Below are 16347 nucleotides of genomic sequence, written 5' to 3'. Positions count from 1 at the left end.
TCCCTTCCCCGCGTTCTGGTACTGCATCACCCCACTGAGAGCCGGACCGGCTTGCCGATCCGGCTCAGCAGTTCTACCAGCATGTCGATGGTGAACTTCGAAGTCTTGCGGTTCACCACATCCGAAACGCGCGGCCGCGACACCATGAGCACCTGGGCCGCCTCGGCCTGCTTCAGGTGGTGCTGCTCGATCCATTGCGTGAGTTCGGCCATGAGCTGCTCCTTGAGCAGCCGCGTGTCGTTGATCTGCTTTTGCGATGCTGCGTAGAGACGCTTCGCTTCGTCCGGCGCAAAGCCGAGTTCGAGGAAGAGATTGGCGCCCGGCTTCGTGACGTGCCGGATTTCGGTGTCGATGCTCACGGTCTTGCTGGTCATTTACTGAGTCTCCCTGCGATGAGCCACGGCGCGGTAACGCGCCATGGCGATTTCCGTATCGAGCTTCCGGGTAACCGGTGTCTTCTTCCGAAAGCAGTGAAGCACGTACACCGCTTCTTCGAACTTCGCCACGTAGAGCACCCGCCAGGTGCCGAAGCGTTCGCGGATACGGATTTCCCGCGTACCCGCGCCGATGCGCTCGAACGGCTTCCAGTCGGTCGGATCGAGCCCCGCCTGCACCTTGCCAAGATCGAAGCCAGCCTGCCTGCGTACTGCCTGGGGAAAAGCGAGCAGGTCGTCCAAAGACGAACCCACCCAGCGGATCTCTCGTTCGTGAATCATGGTTACCCAGCGTGTATAAAATTTTATACAAGAATGCGCCGTAAAACAAGTTTTGTTCTGCGGCGCGACGGCAACCACCTTACGAATCTCAGCACCCTTCGGCCATTCGTCCGGACGGCCAAATAAAAAAGCCCGGCACCTTTGTGCCGGGCTCCTGCTGCTGCCCACCGTCGCTCGAATCAGCCGGTTGCGCAGTTACGTCCGAACTCGTCTGGCCACGCTCAGTTCCCGCTGCCGCGGGCTGCGCGTCGCTGTCGTACCGCTTCGGCGAGGCCTTCGAGCACGCCGACACTTTCGTCCCAGCCGATGCAAGCGTCCGTGATGCTCTGGCCGTAGGTGAGCGCGCAACCTTCCTTGAGGTCCTGGCGCCCCGCGACCAGATGCGACTCCACCATCACGCCGACAATGCGCTCGTCGCCGCCGGCAATCTGGCGGCCGATATCAGCGCACACCGGAATCTGGTTCTCGTGCTTCTTCGAGCTGTTGGCGTGGCTCGCGTCGATCATGAGGCGCGCGGCGAGGCCGGCTTTGCCGATGTCGCTGCATGCCGCGTCCACGCTTTGCGCGTCGTAGTTCGGCGCCTTGCCGCCGCGCAGAATGACGTGGCAGTCCTCGTTGCCGGCCGTCGAGACGATGGCCGAGTGGCCGCCCTTCGTCACCGAGAGGAAATGGTGCGGCTGCGACGCGGCCTTGATTGCGTCGACCGCGATCTTCACGTTGCCGTCCGTACCGTTTTTGAAGCCGACCGGGCACGACAGGCCGGAGGCCAGCTCGCGGTGCACCTGCGACTCGGTCGTGCGCGCGCCGATCGCGCCCCAGGAGATCAGGTCGGCGATGTACTGCGGGCTGATCATGTCGAGGTATTCGGTGCCCGCGGGCAGTCCGAGTTCGTTGATCTGCATGAGCAGTTCGCGCGCGGTGCGCAGGCCGTCGTTGATCTTGAAGCTGTTGTCGAGGTACGGGTCGTTGATGAGGCCTTTCCAGCCCACCGTCGTGCGCGGCTTCTCGAAGTACACGCGCATCACGATTTCGAGTTCGCTCGCGAAGCGCTTGCGCTCCTTCACGAGTCGCCCAGCGTATTCGAGGGCCGCGCGCGTGTCGTGGATCGAGCACGGCCCGATGATGACGATGAGCCGGTCATCCATGCCATGCAGGATGCGATGCATGGACTGCCGCGCGTTGTAGATGAGGTCGGCAACCGTTTCCGTGCACGGGAATTCGCGGATGAGGTGGGCCGGCGGGACGAGTTCCTTGAGTTCGCGGATGCGCACGTCGTCGGTGTTGTACGGGGGCATGGTTTTCTCCTGATTCTCTTCGTAGCGTGTCTGCGCAGTCTTTGATGCGGCTACAGACGAATTCGAAAGGTCTTGCGGTCAATGCATGAGGCGAAAAAAAAAACCGCCAGACTGGCTGGCGGTTTTTCGGGAATTTCGGGTGACTTTCGTGCGCTAACACCCCTCTCGATCCGCCAGCGGCCTGAGATACCAAAAGAAATAAAAGTAAAACCGGGCGGACATGATCGTGAGGAAACGCTGGATGCGTGAAGTACGTGCGTTGAAAGTGTTGAGCTTTATAACCCGGCGAACCGGTGCTGACAAGCCGAGCCGCGCAAAAATGCGGGAAATCCGCACGATCCATTGCGATGGCGCAAGGACCGTGCGTCGGTTCGGATCAGATTCGGATCAGACGGTGCCGCCCACCGTCATGCGGTCGATGCGCAGCGTCGGCTGGCCCACGCCCACCGGCACGCTCTGGCCTTCCTTGCCGCAGACGCCCACGCCCGTGTCGAGCCGCATGTCGTTGCCGATCATGCTCACGTACTTGAGCGATTCCGGGCCGCTGCCGATCAGCGTCGCGCCTTTAACGGGGTAGCTGATCTTGCCGTTCTCGATCATGTACGCCTCGGACGCCGAGAACACGAACTTGCCGTTCGTGATGTCGACCTGGCCGCCGCCGAAGTTCACGGCATAGAGGCCGTTCTTCACCGAGGCGATGATCTCCTGCGGATCCTTGTCGCCGTTCAACATGTAGGTGTTGGTCATGCGCGGCATGGGCAGCGACGCGTACGACTCGCGCCGCGCGTTGCCCGTTACGGGCATGTTCATGAGGCGCGCGTTGAGCGTGTCCTGAATGTAGCCCTTGAGGATGCCGTCTTCGATCAGCGTCGTGCACTGCGTGGCGTTGCCTTCGTCGTCGATGTTGAGCGAGCCGCGGCGATTCGGCAGCGTGCCGTCGTCCACCACCGTCACGCCCTTGGCCGCCACCCGTTCGCCGATGCGCCCCGCGAACGCCGACGACCCCTTGCGATTGAAGTCGCCTTCGAGCCCGTGGCCAATGGCTTCGTGCAGCAGCACGCCCGGCCAGCCCGGCCCGAGCACGACCGTCATCGCGCCGGCCGGCGCGGGACGCGCTTCCAGGTTCACGAGCGCCGAGTGCACGGCGTCGTCGACGTAGCGCGACAGCACGTCGTCCGTGAAGTAGCCGTAGTCGAAGCGGCCGCCGCCGCCGCCGTTGCCGATCTCGCGGCGACCGTTCTGTTCGGCGATCACCGTGACGGACACGCGCACGAGCGGCCGGATGTCGGCTGCCAGCGCGCCGTCGCTGCGGGCCACGAGCACGATGTCGTACTCGCCCGCGAGCGCCGCCATCACCTGCGTGATGCGCGGGTCGCGCCCGCGCGCCATCTGCTCGATGCGCTCGAGCAGTTTCACTTTGGCGGTGGCGTCGAGCGAGTGGAGCGGGTCGGAGGGCAGGTACAGATCGCGGCCGGCCACGCCGGTGAGCGACGACGCCACCTTCACCTTCTGCTTGCCGCCGCCCGACTTCGCGATGGCGCGCGTGGCGATGGCCGCCTGGCGAATCGCTTCGGGTGAGAGGTCGTCGGAATAGGCGAAGGCAGTCCTGTCGCCGGACACGGCGCGCACGCCTACACCTTGATCGATGCTGAAGCTGCCCGATTTGACGATGCCTTCCTCGAGGCTCCACGCCTCGCTACGGGTAGCCTGGAAATACAGATCCGCGTAATCCACGCGATGCGTGAAGATCTCGCCGAGCGTGCGCGTGAGCACGCTTTCGTCGAGTCCATATGGCGTGAGGAGCACGTCCTTTGCGGTCGCGAGATTGCGGATGCCGGGTTCGATGATGTTCATGCGAGCAGTAATGAAAGGACTTGGGTGACAGTTCGGGCCAATATGCGGGATATCAACGGGCGCGCGGCTCGTCTAGCACGCGATGCCGCCATGCGGGCAGACTCGTGCGAACTTCCTGGATGCGCGCAGGATCGATGTCGCCGACCACGGCGCCCGCGCCTTCGTCGCGTACCGCAACGATTTCGCCCCAGGGGTCGATCAGCATGCTGTGCCCCCAGGTGCGCCGACCGTTTTCGTGCTTGCCGCCCTGGGCCGCGGCGAGCACATAACACTGGTTCTCCACGGCGCGGGCGCGCAGCAGCGTTTCCCAGTGAGCGCGGCCGGTGGTGTACGTGAATGCGGAGGGCACCACCATCAGCGCGCAATCGCCCATGCGCCGGTACAGCTCCGGAAAGCGCAGATCGTAGCAGACCGAGAGTCCCACGCGCCCGAACGGCGCGTCGAAGGTGCGGACCGCGTCGCCGGGGCGGATGGTGCGCGCCTCGTCGAACGACTCCTCGCCTTTTTCGAAGCTGAACAGGTGGATCTTGTCGTAGCGCGCCACCTCGGTGCCTTGCGGGTCGAACACAAGCGTCGTGTTGAGCACGCGCTCGGGTTCCGGTGCCACGAGCGGCAGCGTGCCGCCGATCACCCATACGCCATGGCGGCGGGCGGTGTCCGACAGAAAGCGCTGGATTGGACCGTCGCCGTGCGGCTCGCGCACGGCGATCTTGTCCGTGTCCTTGAATCCCATGAAGCAGAAGTATTCGGGCAGCAGCACGAGCTGCGCCCCTTGGGCGGCCGCTTCGGCGATCAGTTGTTCCGCCTCGGCGAGATTGCGCTCGCGCTCGGGCGTGCTGACCATCTGCAGCGCCGCAACGCGGTAAGACGACAAACCGGTGTGTGGATCGCTCATCAACCTGACAACCCCCGGCACTGCAACGTCCCACGAAAAAAGCGGGTGCCGCCGTGCGCGTAATCTGCTGAATTTCCTGAAAGCCCAGAGGCCGGGTGCCGGGCGAAAGCCCCGGTGGGCGTGGCGCTTGCGGCCTACTGCGCCGCGACCGGCATTTGAGCGTCCATCTTACCCTGTTCGCCCCGCACCCGCTCGACGTGGGGTTTCGACCACGAACCGGTGATCGCGTAGTCGAGCGCGAAGGCCGACGAGATGGAGTGGGAGAGGGCGAAGTCCGCCACGAGCGCGCCGAGGCCGAACAGTGGATTGATGACCGCGGCCGCCACCACGCCGGCCCCGGCGCTCAACGTGGGCACCACGTGGACGTGCAGGTTCTGCGTTTCGTGCGCGAGGTCGACGGTGCCCTTCATTTCGGCGCGTGCCGGAGCGGTGACCATCTTGAAGTTGCTGGTGCGCCCAATGCCGTTCTCGATCTGGCCCGTGCCCGTCACGCTTTCGTACGGCAGCCCTTCGCCGATCACGTCGCGGAAGTTGAGCGTGACGAACCGCGCGAGGCTTTGCAGGCTCAGCACGCCGAGCAGCTTCGCCACACCGGGATCGACTTTCAGGATCTGCCCATGATGCAGTTCGAGCGCGAGATTGCCGTTGAGCGTGGGATAGTCGATCGCCGTGGGGCCGCCGCGCCACGCCACCTTCCCGGAGAGCGTGCCGCTGCCCTTCTTGAGCGTGCGCGGCAAACCCGCTCGTTCGAGCAGCGCACCGGCGTCCTTGATGTCGAGCTTGAAGTCGAGCACGGTGCGACGCGGTGCGTCTTCGTCCGCGTTGGCGCCGAAGCTGCGCGCCGTGCGCCAGTTCGCCGTGGCCGTGAGCTGGGCGGCCGGATTGCTGATGTCGAGCTTGTCGAGTTGCCACACGGGCGCACCGTCTTCCTCGCGGTTGCGGGCGTCCACTTCAAGCCGGCCGACGTTGCGGTCTCGCACGATCAGCTCGTTCACGACGAGGTCGATGGAAGGCATGTTCTGCGCCGGCGCCGAGATCGCTTCGCCGAGCAGATCGTTTTCCGCACGGGCCGGCACCACGAGTTTCGCGAGCCGCGCCTCCAGTGTGCCGGGCGCGCCGGGCGCCGCGCCCGGCAGCCAGGTCAGATGGCCCGACACCTGGTTCGACGCGATGTTCGCCTGCCACGTGCGGTCGGTATGGGATGCGCCCAGCACCACGCTTTCCCAGTGGCGTTTGAGCAGCGTGAGCGTACCGATGTGGACAGCGAAGCGCGATGGCAGGAATTGCGCGACGGCGCTGGCGGGCAGGGCGGGCGCTGCCGTCTTTGCCGTTGTCTGGTTCGGCGCCTGGCCTGTTGCAGGCGCTGCTTGTGCAGTCTGTGCTGTGCCGGCCGTAGCGTTTTGATCCGCACCGGTTTGTCCGGCGGATGCCGACGACGCTTGCGGCGCTGACGCCACCGGCTGTTGCTGGACCTTCCCGCGCATGGCTGCGATCACGCCGCGCCAGGCATCGGCGTCGAGCGTGTCGAGATCGACGGCCGCGGTCACGCCTTCGGACGGCAACTCCGCCGGGCGGTTCACGCCGATCGCGCCGCGCACGACTTGCGGCGGCTCGCCCGGCGTCGCGCGCAGCAGATAGGTCGCGGCGACCGGCCCGAACGTCAGCGCCGCGCGTTGCAGTCCACTCGGCTCCAGCTTGCCCGCTTCGTCGCCGTGGGCATCGTCTTCCTTCGTGTTGTCGGGGCGGAACGAGAGGCGCAGCGGCATCGGCTGACCGGCCGGCTTGCCGAATGGGGCAGGGAAGTCGAGCGCGAGGTCGGTCAGATCGGAGCTTGCGGACACCTCGGGCAACTGCTTCTTCGCGCCGCGCACCGAGAGCGCATACGGCGCCGTGCCGCTCATGCGCGTGAGCACCTGCGCCGCCGTGCCGCGCAGGTTGAGCCCGCGTGCCGCGTCCACCGCGATGTTGCCGTCGAGGTCCAACGCATAAGTGCCGTCCTGGCGCAGGCCGCCGTTGGCGTGCACGTCGCCGCCCATGAAGCGGCCCGCGAGGCGGTCCAGTTCGGCCGTGTGCTCGGTGAAACGCACCTTGCCCGTGAGGTCGGAGAGCGGCGGCACGTTGCGCATCGAAAGCCGGTCGTTCTGGAAGCCCAGCGCGCCCTCCACGGCGATATGCGGTTTAGGCGTGCGCGGTACCGTGAGCTTGAGCGCGAGCGCCGCGGGGCCTTCGGCTTCCACCTTCTCGCCTACGTGCTTCGAGAGGCTGCCCAGCGCGCTGTTGTTCGTATAGTCGATCATGTCGGCGAGCGGGCCGTGTCCGTTGCCGTTGATGACGAGGCTCGACGCCTTCGTGCCCAGGTCGTCGATCTTGCCCGTCACGCCCGTGAGCAGCACGCGCTTGTAGTAGCCGCGCCCGATGTCGAAGCGCAGCAGGTTTTCCTTGAGCCGGAACACGCCGTCGATACGATCGAAACCCGGCCACACGCTCGGCGTACCGTTCTTGAGCTTGCGCGGCGGGTAGGGCGACGGGTCGAAGCGGCCGCCGGTGAAGGGTGCCTCGATGCGGAAGATGCCCGCCGTCGGGTCGCGCGAGTACGGGAATTTTTCGAGGTTGCCGTGCACTTCGATGGTGGCGCTGCGGGACATGCCGGCCTGCAGACCGTGCCCCAGGTAGATACGCAGCTTCTCGCTGATGCTCGTGGGCAGATAGCGCACGATGCGGTTCACCTGGGCGTGGTCGAAGCTCGCCTTCAGATCGAGCGCACCGCGGCCGTGGCCCGGGTTCGTATAGTTGGCGACGGCGCTGGCCTTGACGTCCGCGTTTTCCACGCCGAACTCCGGCACGTTGATCTGGAAGCCTTTGCGCTTCTCGCCCGGCGCGCGGGCGTTGGCGATGGTCCAGTCGCTGCGGCCATACAGGCGGTCGAACGTGAGACGTGGATCGTCGAACACGCCGGGCAGCGTGATGGCCGCGTTTGCGGTATCGAAGGTGGCGTTGCCGTGGGTTTCGTCGGCGTCGATGTGCCCCCACAGGTTTTCGATGCCGGGCAGGCCCGCGCGCGGATGGTTACGCGCCGTGAGGCCGGGCGGCGGTTCCTGGGCGGCCACACTGATGCCCTGCAGGTCCGCCTTGAAGCGGTAGCGCACGATCGGCTCCACGCCGTCGCCGCGTTGCTCGGCCGCGGCTTCGCCCGCGTCAGGCCGCGCCCGCTCGATGCCGATCTCGTAGTTGGCAACGAGCCCGCGCGGGTCGAAGCGCACCAGCGTATTGAGGAAGCGGCGCGGCAGCGGCAGCGTGCGGCTGAACTCGGAGAGCATGCCCAGATCCATGCGGTCGCCTTGCACGCTCATCATCTGCCCGTGCTGGACCGACGGACGGCGGTAATGGCCGGTCAGCGTGGAAAACGAGAGCGTGCGGAAGACGGGCGTGCCGTCGTCGAGCGGCGGCTGGCCGAGTTCGGCGCGCAGGCGGCTCAGCTTCACCGTGTAGTCGCCGGGTGCGGCGTCGATGGTCCAGGAGAAGTGCGCGACCGGCATGTCGAGCCGCGGCTGCGTGGGATGCACGCGCAGCGCGACACCGACGCCGTCCAGCACGCCGGTCGCGGTCGTGATGCGGCCTTCGCTGAAGCTTGCCCAGATCACGTTGTCGATGCGGCCGGCGTACGTCTCGACGGGAATGTCGATGTAGCCGGCGAGCGTGGGCAGGTCCACCGGTCCGGTGGATACGTAGGCTGAGCCGCTCCAGCCCACGGGCTTGCCGGGCGCTCCCGTGCGCGGGCTGCGAAAGCGCGCGCGGAAGTCGAGGGGGCCGTGCAGCAGCCGGCCTTCGGGCGGGGCCTGGAGCGCGAGGCGGTGGTCGGTGCCCTCGTTGAGAATGGCGAGGCGGATGTTCTGCAGCGCGATTTCCGGCGCATTGTGGCGCCCGTCGCGCCAGCGCAGCGTGCCGCCGCGCAGCACGATGGCCTGCTGGCGCAAAAGCCAGGTGCTGAACGCGTCGTTGCCGGTATGGGCCGAGGGAATCGGCACGCCGGCCACCGAGAGCGAGCCGCCTTGCGAGCGGGCAACCAGCACGTCAGGCCGGTCCACGATCAGGCTCGACAGGCGCGGCGCGAGCGTCACCAGCGAGAGCCACGAGACCGTGGCCGTGGCATGCGGCACGTTCAGTGCGGTCTGGCCGTTGTGGTCGCGAATGGTGAGGTTGGTGACGTCGATGCCGGGCTGGAAGCCGAGCCAGTGCGGCGAAAGCTTGCCGATACGCAGTTCGGCGTGAATTTTGTCGGAGACGAGCGTTTCGATGCGCGGACGGAACGTATCGATGCGCGGCAGCACCACGTAGCGCAGACCGAGAATGAGCGCCGCGGCGATGAAGTAGAGCACCACCGCAATGGCGAGCACGACACGCAACGTGTGCCGCAGCGCGACATGGTGGTGCTCGACGGGGACGCGTCCGTTCGCCCGGCTGGCCTGTCCGGCTTCGTACGGACCGGCGGATTCGTTTCGCTCGGACATGCTGCGAGGGGGGCGGTATGGTAGCTTTGCGGTCTAACGACGAAATGTAACACACGGGTGCGCGGCTCACGACATCCGGCAAACCCTGCGCCATCGGCGCCGGCGCGGGGATTGGCGGACCACGGCGCCAGCCTGCCGACGCGTCTTCCTCACCCGCTCGTGACCAAGCAACGAACGAGCCCGGAAACCTCCATGACTGATGCAAACCTCCTGAGTTCCGCCGCTTACTCCCACTATGCGTCGCGGGCGCTGGCGAGCCGCCCGGAACTCGCCGGGCGCGTCGCGGCGCTTGCCGCAACGCCCGTCACGCGCGAGCGCATCGAGGCACGCTTCGATGCGCTGTCCAGCGAGGTCCGGGGCGGCGCCGCGGCGGCGCTGACCGACGATCAGCTCAAGAAGGTGCTGCGCCAGTTGCGCACCGAGGTCTTCTGCGCCGTGATGGAGCGCGATCTTGCGTTCAATGCCGACGTGGCCGAGGTCACGGGCACGATGACCGATCTCGCCGAGGTGGCGATCCAGCGGGCGCTCGCCGTCGTCACCGCGGATCTGGAGGCGCTCTACGGCGAGCCGCGCGGCCCCGAAGGCGAGCGGCTCACGCTCGGCGTGGTGGGCATGGGCAAGCTGGGCGGGCGCGAACTCAACGTGTCGTCGGACATCGACCTCATCTTCGTCTACGAGGACGACGGCGAGACGGCCGGCGGCGAGCGCGCGCCCATCGCCACGCAGGAATTCTTCACGCGCGCGGGCAAGCGGCTCATCGCGGCGCTCAACGACGTCACGGCGGACGGCTACGTCTTTCGCGTCGACATGCGGCTGCGGCCGAACGGCGACGCGGGGCCGCTCGCGTGCAGCCTCGGCATGCTGGAGGAGTATTTCTACGTGCAGGGCCGCGAGTGGGAACGCTACGCGTGGATCAAGGGGCGGCTCGTTTCTGAAGGCCAAAGCGCATCGGCCCAGCGGCTCGCGCAACAGCTCGACGCCATCGCGAAGCCGTTCGTCTACCGGCGCTATCTCGATTTCGGCGTGATTAGCGCCATTCGTGCACTGCATCTGCAGATTCGCCAGGAAGCGCAGCGGCGCGCCTCCATGCGACCCGAGAAGGCCGACGACATCAAGCTCGGGCGCGGCGGCATCCGCGAGATCGAATTCAGCGCCCAGGTGTTCCAGCTGATTCGCGGCGGCCAGGACGCGGATTTTCGCGTGCGTCCCACGCTGGCCGTGCTGCGGCACGCGACGGCGCGCGGTCTCATTGCGCCGTCGGTCTGCGCGGAACTGACGGAGGCCTACCGGTTCCTGCGGCGCCTCGAGCACCGGCTCCAGTACCGCAACGACGCGCAGACGCACGCCATGCCGGTGGACCCCGAGGAGCGCGCGGCACTCGCCACGACGATGGGCTTCGCCGACTACGCCGCCCTGATGGCCGCGCTCGACGCGCATCGCGAGAAGGTGGAGCGCCAGTTCGACCAGATCTTCGCCGACAAGGTGAACGGCCACGGCGGCTGTGCCGCGCCCGACGACGGCGCCGCCGCCTGGGTCTGGAGCAGCGCGCTCGCGGACGACAGCGCCGGCGAGGCGCTCGAGGCGCGCCTCGCGGACCTCGGTCTCGCCGAGCCCGCCGACCTGCTTGCGCGGCTGCGCGCCATCTGGCAGTCGCCGCGTTACCAGGGGTTGCCGGAGCACAGCCGCCAGCGCTTCGACAGCGTGGCCAAGCGCGCGCTGGACGCGGCGCGCACCATCGACCAGCCGGAGCGGCGCACCGCCACGCTCGCACGCTTCTTCGATTTGCTCGAAACGGTGGGCCGGCGCGGCGCCTATCTGGCACTGCTCTGCGAGTATCCGCATGCGCTCGAACGCGTGCTCTCCGTGCTCGGCGCGTCGCGCTGGGCGGCCGGCTACCTGATTCGCCACCCGCAATTGCTGGACGAACTGCTCGACGACGAGGCGATTGCGAGTCCCTTCGACTGGCCGGAATTCAAGCGCACGCTGCGCACGCGCCTTGCCGCCGCGGACGGCGCCGAGCAGCAGATGGACCTGCTGCGCCACGCCCACCAGGCCGAAGTGTTTCGCATTCTGTTGATCGACCTGGCGGGCAAGCTCTCGGTCGAGCACGTGAGCGACCGCCTCTCCGAACTCGCCGACGCCGTGCTCGACGTGACCATCGAAACGGTCTGGGCCCAGTTCGCGAAGCGCCATCGTGAGGTGCCGCGCTTTGCCGTGATCGCTTACGGCAAGCTAGGCGGCAAAGAACTCGGCTACGCGTCGGACCTCGACCTGATCTTCCTCTACGACGATCCCGACGAGGCCGCACCCGACATCTACACGGCCTTCACGCGCCGGCTCATCACGTGGCTCACCATGGCCACGGGCGCGGGCACGCTGTTCGATGTGGACCTGCGGCTGCGACCCAACGGCGAATCGGGCCTGCTCGTCACGGACCTCGATGCGTTTCGCCGTTACCAATTGCGCGAAGGCGACGCCGCCAATACGGCGTGGGTGTGGGAGCACCAGGCCCTGACGCGCGCACGTTTTTGCGCGGGCGACGAACAGATCGGCAGGGCTTTCGACGCGATCCGCCAGCAGGTGCTCACGATGCCGCGCGAGGCCGCACCGCTCGCGAAGGAAATCGTGGAGATGCGGCAGCGCGTGGAAGACGGACACCCGAACCGCAGCGAGCTGTTCGACCTGAAACACGACCGCGGCGGCATGGTCGACATCGAATTCCTCGTGCAGTACTGGGTGCTGTTGCACGCCGGGCGCGATCCCGAACTTGTGCGCAACACGGGCAACATCGCGCTGCTTCGCGAGGTGTCGCGGCTCGGCATCATGAGTGCCGACGAGGCCGAGACGGTGGGCGCCGCCTATCGCACCTACCGCAAGCTGCAGCATCGGCTGCGGCTAGACGGAATGGAGAAGGCGAGGGTGGAGCCGCAGCGTGTGGAGACCGAGCGCGCCGCAGTACTTGCGTTGTGGAAGCGGGTGTTCGGATGAAGGCCGGGCGCCGGCCTTCTTCTTCGGGCTATGGCGGTTACGCCGCCAGCATTTCCTTCGCGTGACGCCGCGTGGTGGCCGTGATTTCGAGTCCGCCCAACATGCGGGCCACTTCCTCGACGCGGCTTGCGCGGTCGAGCGGATTGACCGAACTCACCGTGCCGCCGTTGCCGTCGGCGGCCTTGGCAACCTGGAAATGGTGATCGCCGCGCGCGGCGACCTGCGGCAGGTGCGTGACGCAGAGCACCTGGCGGGCCCGGCCGAGCTGATGCAGCAACCGCCCGACCACTTCTGCCACGCCGCCGCCGATGCCGGTATCCACTTCGTCGAAGATCAGCGTGGGCGTGGGGCTTGCAGCGCTGGCGATCACGGCGAGCGCGAGGCTGATGCGCGCCAGTTCGCCGCCTGACGCCACCTTCGCGAGCGGCCGCAGCGGCACGCCCGCGTGACCGGCCACGCGAAATTCGACCTGTTCCAGCCCGTGTGCGCCGCCCTCCGCCAGCGGCACGAGGGCCACTTCGAAGCTGCCGCCTGCCATCGACAATTCCTGCATGCCGGTCGTCACGGCCGCGCCGAGCGCCTTGGCCGCCTTGGCGCGCGCCTTCGAAAGCTGCTTCGCTTCGGCGAGGTAGCCTTCTTTGGCCTTTGTCTCGGCGGCGCGCAGCGCGTCGAGGTCGGCGGCTGCGTCGAGTGCGGCGAGTTGCGCCTGGCGCGCTTCGTGTTCGTCGGGCAGCGTTTCGGGCTGCAGACGGAATTTGCGCGCCATGGAATGCAGCGCGTCGAGCCGCTTTTCCACCTGGGCGAGGCGGTCCGGGTCGAGTTCGAGCCGCTGGGCATAGTGGGTGAGCGAGTAGGCGGCTTCCTGCAGCTGGATCGCGGCGGGTTCGAGCGCCGCGAGCGCGTCGTTGAGCGCAGGATCGATCTCGGCGAGGTCGCGCACCTTCGAGACGATAGAGCCGAGCTGCGAAATCATCGCGTCGTCGGACTCCGAAAGCGCGGCGAGCGCACCCTGGACGCCCTCGATCAGATTGGCTGAATGCGAAAGCCGCCGGTGTTCGGCGTTGATCTCTTCCCATTCGCCGGGCTGCGGGGCAAGCTTGTCCAGCTCGGCGAGTTGCCAGGCGAGGCGCTCGCGTTCCAGTTGCAGTTCGCGGTCGCGCGTCTGGGCCGTTTCGACCGCATTCGATGCGTCGCGCCAGGTGCGCCAGGCGCGGCCTGTTGCGGCGGCCAGATCGGCGAGCCCGGAGTGCGTGTCGAACAGCTCGCGTTGCGCGTCGGGACGCATCAACAACTGGTGCGCGTGCTGACCGTGGATGTCCACGAGCATTTCGCCTACTTCACGCAGTTGCGTGAGCGTAGCCGGTGTGCCGTTGATGAAGGCGCGCGAGCGACCGCTGGCATCGACCACGCGGCGCAGCAGCACCGTGCCGCCCTCGCCTTCGTCGCCTTCGGCGGCAAACGCCTGGTCGTCGAGCCAGCGTGCGACGAGCGGGTGGGCGTCGAATTCGGCGGTGATGTCGGCGCGCGTTTCGCCGGTGCGCACGACGCTCGCGTCGGCGCGGGCGCCGAGCGTGAGCGCGAGCGCGTCGATGAGAATGGACTTGCCGGCGCCGGTCTCGCCCGAGAAAACCGTGAAGCCGCTGTTGAACTCGAGATCGAGCGCGGCGACGATGACGAAGTCGCGTATCGAAAGGTGGCGGAGCATGGTCTGGGTTCTGGCTTCTGCGTGTGGAGTCAGTACAGCGAGTTGTCCTCGAGCGACGGATGTTCGTTCCAGTGCAGCTTCTGGCGCAGCGTAGCGTAGTGGCTGTAGCCCACGGGATGCAGGATCGGCACCGTATGGCGCGAGCGGCGCACCTCGATGGTGTCGTTCAGTTGCAGCGCCGTGAACGACTGCATGTCGAAATTGACGTTGACGTCCCGGCCCGCGACGATCTGGATGCTCACTTTGCAGCTGTCGGGCAGCACGATAGGGCGGTTCGAGAGCGCGTGCGGCGCGATGGGCACGAGCACGATGCCCTGCAGCTGCGGATGCAGGATCGGCCCCGACGACGACAGCGCGTAGGCTGTCGAACCAGTCGGCGTGGCGACGATCAGGCCGTCTGAGCGCTGGTTGTACATGAAGCGGCCATCCACGTGTACGCGCAGTTCGGCCATGCCTGAAAAGCCGCTGCGGTTCACCACCACGTCGTTGAAGGCGATGGCGTGATAGATGGGATCGCCGTCGCGCGTGATGCGCGCCTCCAGCAGCGTGCGCTCCTCGCGCTCGAAGCTGCCGCAGAGCATTTGCGGCACGACTTCCTGCATGTCGGTGAGCGGAATGTCGGTAATGAAGCCGAGCCGCCCAATGTTGACGCCGATGAGCGGCGTGCGGTACGGCGCGAGCTGCCGTCCGATGCCGAGCATGGTGCCGTCGCCGCCGAGCACCACCGCCACGTCGGCGCGCGCGCCGATTTCCGCCGGGCGCAGTGCCGTATAGCCGGTTGCCCCGATATCCTGTGCCGTCTCGGCCTCGAACACCACGTCGAAACCCCGTTTCGCGATGCACGAGGCGAGCGCCGTCAGCGGCTCGGCAATGCCGGGCGTGTTGCTGCGCCCGACGAGCGCCACGGTCTTGAACTGGCTATTGATCTGCATGCCGGCATTACACCATAGTCAGGTCGCGAAAAGAACCGTGCGCAGCCGCCGCGACAGGGCCTGCAGCACGCGGTGTGACGGGGCCGCCGGGCCTTGCACGATTATCGCTAGAATGGTGATGTGTTGATGACAGGGCAAGAAGTCATGTCGATGTGGAGGCAATGCCTTTGGCCAAGCGTTGCGGGCGCTCTCAGAGCGAGCGCAACGCAGCCAGTGCACCCGCGGCAGGTGCGCGGACGTGCCGCAACGCCGGGCGTGCGCACGTGCGCCGGCTCCCGGGCGACATGGCGTTGAGCTAAAATTTCGCGTCATGCTAGATCCCCGCGCACAAACCCTCCTCAAAACGCTGATCGAGCGATACATCGCCGAGGGGCAGCCGGTCGGCTCGCGCACGTTGTCGCGGTTCTCTGGCCTCGAACTCAGCCCAGCGACCATTCGCAACGTGATGTCGGATCTCGAGGAGCTCGGCCTCGTCGCCAGCCCGCACACCTCCGCGGGCCGCATACCGACGCCGCGCGGCTACCGCCTGTTCGTGGACACCATGCTCACCGTAGAGCCAGCCGGAGACGAAGAAGCTGTCACGCGCGCGGTGAAAACCACCCTGAAGCCCGGCGAACCCCAAAAGGTGATTGCCGCCGCGGCGAGCGTGCTGTCGAATCTCTCGCAGTTCGCGGGCGTCATACTCACGCCGCGGCGCAGTCACGTCTTCAAGCAGGTGGAATTCATGCGCCTGTCCGACAAGCGCATCCTGCTCATCATCGTGACGCCGGAGGGTGACGTTCAGAACCGCATCATGGCTACGCAGCGGGACTTTTCGCCGTCCGAACTCATTGAAGCGTCCAATTACATCAACGCACACTTCGCGGGACTCTCGTTCGACGAGGTGCGCCGCCGGCTGCGCGAGGAAATCGACCAGTTGCGCGGCGACATGACGGCTCTCATGCATGCCGCGGTGACCGCGAGTACCGACGAAGTCGAACCCGGCGAAACCGTGGTGATTTCGGGTGAGCGCAACCTGCTCGAGGTGGCTGACCTCTCCTCGGACATGGCCCGTCTGCGCAAGCTTTTCGACGTATTCGACCAAAAGACCAGCCTCCTTCAGTTGCTCGACGTTTCCAGCCATGCGCAGGGCGTGCAGATTTTCATCGGCGGCGAATCCAATCTCGTCCCTATCGAGGAGATGAGCGTCGTGACCGCGCCGTATGAGGTGAACGGCAAGATCGTGGGCACGCTCGGCGTGATCGGTCCTACGCGCATGGCCTATAACCGCGTGATTCCGATCGTCGACATCACCGCCCGCCTGCTCTCCACCGCGCTCAGCCAGCAATAAGCGCATAGATCCCATCATCCGCGATGCCCGTGCGGCGCGCCATCGGCCGGATGGCGGGGTGTCCCCACAGGGGCCGCTGGCTATAATGAAAACTTTCCAACCGGATCTCCGCGCCACGCGGCAG

General features: G+C 66.6%; 11 protein-coding genes. 3 read left to right on the top strand and 8 right to left on the bottom strand.

Features of this window, described 5'->3' with window-relative positions; all coding sequences use genetic code 11:
• Nucleotides 1–26 precede the first annotated feature (26 nt).
• The 3 genes from PXJ20_RS09125 to aroG form a co-directional block, all read right to left on the bottom strand.
• Nucleotides 27–359 (bottom strand): helix-turn-helix domain-containing protein, encoded by a 333-nt coding sequence (locus PXJ20_RS09125; RefSeq protein WP_026121882.1) that lies wholly within the window; start codon nt 357–359, stop codon nt 27–29.
• A gap of 15 nt (nt 360–374) precedes the next feature.
• Nucleotides 375–716 (bottom strand): type II toxin-antitoxin system RelE/ParE family toxin, encoded by a 342-nt coding sequence (locus PXJ20_RS09120; RefSeq protein ID WP_421029822.1) that lies wholly within the window; start codon nt 714–716, stop codon nt 375–377.
• Nucleotides 717–937: 221 nt separating this feature from the next.
• Nucleotides 938–2011, bottom strand: coding sequence for a 3-deoxy-7-phosphoheptulonate synthase AroG (aroG, locus tag PXJ20_RS09115; protein ID WP_017776959.1), 1074 nt, complete (start codon nt 2009–2011; stop codon nt 938–940).
• A gap of 81 nt (nt 2012–2092) precedes the next feature.
• Between aroG and PXJ20_RS09110 the strand changes: the two genes are divergently transcribed.
• Nucleotides 2093–2260: a hypothetical protein gene (locus PXJ20_RS09110; protein ID WP_421029821.1), complete on the top strand. Its 168-nt coding sequence runs from the start codon at nt 2093–2095 to the stop codon at nt 2258–2260.
• 138 nt (nt 2261–2398) lie between these two features.
• Here the strand turns inward: PXJ20_RS09110 and tldD are convergent, their stop codons facing one another.
• The 3 genes from tldD to PXJ20_RS09095 form a co-directional block, all read right to left on the bottom strand.
• Entirely contained in the window at nt 2399–3865 is a 1467-nt protein-coding gene (gene tldD, locus PXJ20_RS09105) for a metalloprotease TldD (protein ID WP_017776958.1), read from the bottom strand.
• Between the two features lie 52 nt (nt 3866–3917).
• Nucleotides 3918–4760, bottom strand: a complete 843-nt coding sequence (locus PXJ20_RS09100) for a carbon-nitrogen hydrolase family protein (RefSeq protein WP_421029820.1) — start codon at nt 4758–4760, stop codon at nt 3918–3920.
• Nucleotides 4761–4894: 134 nt separating this feature from the next.
• Nucleotides 4895–9268 carry a YhdP family protein gene (locus PXJ20_RS09095; protein ID WP_421029819.1) on the bottom strand — a complete coding sequence of 1458 codons (4374 nt, stop codon included), beginning with the start codon at nt 9266–9268 and terminating at the stop codon, nt 4895–4897.
• A gap of 192 nt (nt 9269–9460) precedes the next feature.
• On the opposite strand from PXJ20_RS09095, the gene glnE reads away from it, so the two are divergent.
• Entirely contained in the window at nt 9461–12256 is a 2796-nt protein-coding gene (gene glnE, locus PXJ20_RS09090; protein ID WP_421029818.1) for a bifunctional [glutamate--ammonia ligase]-adenylyl-L-tyrosine phosphorylase/[glutamate--ammonia-ligase] adenylyltransferase, read from the top strand.
• A gap of 37 nt (nt 12257–12293) precedes the next feature.
• Here the strand turns inward: glnE and recN are convergent, their stop codons facing one another.
• Both recN and PXJ20_RS09080 read right to left on the bottom strand, forming a co-directional pair.
• Complete coding sequence (recN, locus tag PXJ20_RS09085; RefSeq protein ID WP_421029817.1) at nt 12294–13961, bottom strand: DNA repair protein RecN; 1668 nt, start codon at nt 13959–13961, stop codon at nt 12294–12296.
• Nucleotides 13962–13990: 29 nt separating this feature from the next.
• Nucleotides 13991–14893, bottom strand: coding sequence for an NAD kinase (locus PXJ20_RS09080; RefSeq protein WP_017776953.1), 903 nt, complete (start codon nt 14891–14893; stop codon nt 13991–13993).
• A 310-nt stretch (nt 14894–15203) separates the two neighbouring features.
• On the opposite strand from PXJ20_RS09080, the gene hrcA reads away from it, so the two are divergent.
• Entirely contained in the window at nt 15204–16223 is a 1020-nt protein-coding gene (gene hrcA / locus PXJ20_RS09075; protein ID WP_017776952.1) for a heat-inducible transcriptional repressor HrcA, read from the top strand.
• The last annotated feature ends 124 nt before the right edge of the window (nt 16224–16347 follow it).

This window comes from Paraburkholderia sp. A1RI_3L (assembly GCF_048957895.1).
GTDB lineage: Bacteria > Pseudomonadota > Gammaproteobacteria > Burkholderiales > Burkholderiaceae > Paraburkholderia > Paraburkholderia kururiensis.
The sequence above is the reverse complement of the archived record's forward strand: the minus strand, read 5'-3'. Positions and strand labels throughout refer to the sequence as shown.

Bases quoted from the DNA above. Each gene is read 5' to 3' on its own strand.
- tldD (WP_017776958.1), bottom strand. From the start codon at position 3,865: ATGAACATCATCGAACCCGGCATCCGCAATCTCGCGACCGCAAAGGAC.
- PXJ20_RS09110 (WP_421029821.1), top strand. From the start codon at position 2,093: ATGCATGAGGCGAAAAAAAAAACCGCCAGACTGGCTGGCGGTTTTTCG.
- PXJ20_RS09095 (WP_421029819.1), bottom strand. From the start codon at position 9,268: ATGTCCGAGCGAAACGAATCCGCCGGTCCGTACGAAGCCGGACAGGCC.
- aroG (WP_017776959.1), bottom strand. From the start codon at position 2,011: ATGCCCCCGTACAACACCGACGACGTGCGCATCCGCGAACTCAAGGAA.
- PXJ20_RS09080 (WP_017776953.1), bottom strand. From the start codon at position 14,893: ATGCAGATCAATAGCCAGTTCAAGACCGTGGCGCTCGTCGGGCGCAGC.
- glnE (WP_421029818.1), top strand. From the start codon at position 9,461: ATGACTGATGCAAACCTCCTGAGTTCCGCCGCTTACTCCCACTATGCG.
- recN (WP_421029817.1), bottom strand. From the start codon at position 13,961: ATGCTCCGCCACCTTTCGATACGCGACTTCGTCATCGTCGCCGCGCTC.
- PXJ20_RS09120 (WP_421029822.1), bottom strand. From the start codon at position 716: ATGATTCACGAACGAGAGATCCGCTGGGTGGGTTCGTCTTTGGACGAC.
- PXJ20_RS09100 (WP_421029820.1), bottom strand. From the start codon at position 4,760: ATGAGCGATCCACACACCGGTTTGTCGTCTTACCGCGTTGCGGCGCTG.
- hrcA (WP_017776952.1), top strand. From the start codon at position 15,204: ATGCTAGATCCCCGCGCACAAACCCTCCTCAAAACGCTGATCGAGCGA.